Annotated in this window: 1 pseudogene; it reads left to right on the top strand. The window is 64.2% G+C overall.

Annotation, left to right across the window (positions count from 1 at the left end):
* Nucleotides 1-240 (top strand): annotated as a pseudogene (locus tag QSV46_RS40875) (sulfur oxidation c-type cytochrome SoxA); the annotation flags it as partial.

Raw genomic sequence — 240 nt, 5'->3', positions numbered from 1 at the left:
ATCCCGAACGATCCGCGCGCGCTCGCGGCTTACGAAAACGGCAAAGAATATTTCTACACCCGGCGCGGCCAGCTCAACTTCTCCTGCGCCACCTGCCACGTGCAGAGCCCGGGCGAACGTATCCGCGCTGAGGTGCTTGCGCCCGCGCTTGGCATCGTCAACGCAATGCCGATCTACCGCTCGGAATGGAGCGGCATGGGCACCACCAGCCGGCGCTTCACCACCTGCAACAGCCAGATC

Source organism: Bradyrhizobium cosmicum (assembly GCF_032290525.1).
GTDB classification, from domain to species: Bacteria; Pseudomonadota; Alphaproteobacteria; order Rhizobiales; family Xanthobacteraceae; genus Bradyrhizobium; species Bradyrhizobium cosmicum_A.
Note: the sequence above shows the minus strand (reverse complement) of the source record. Positions and strands in the feature narration are given on the sequence as shown.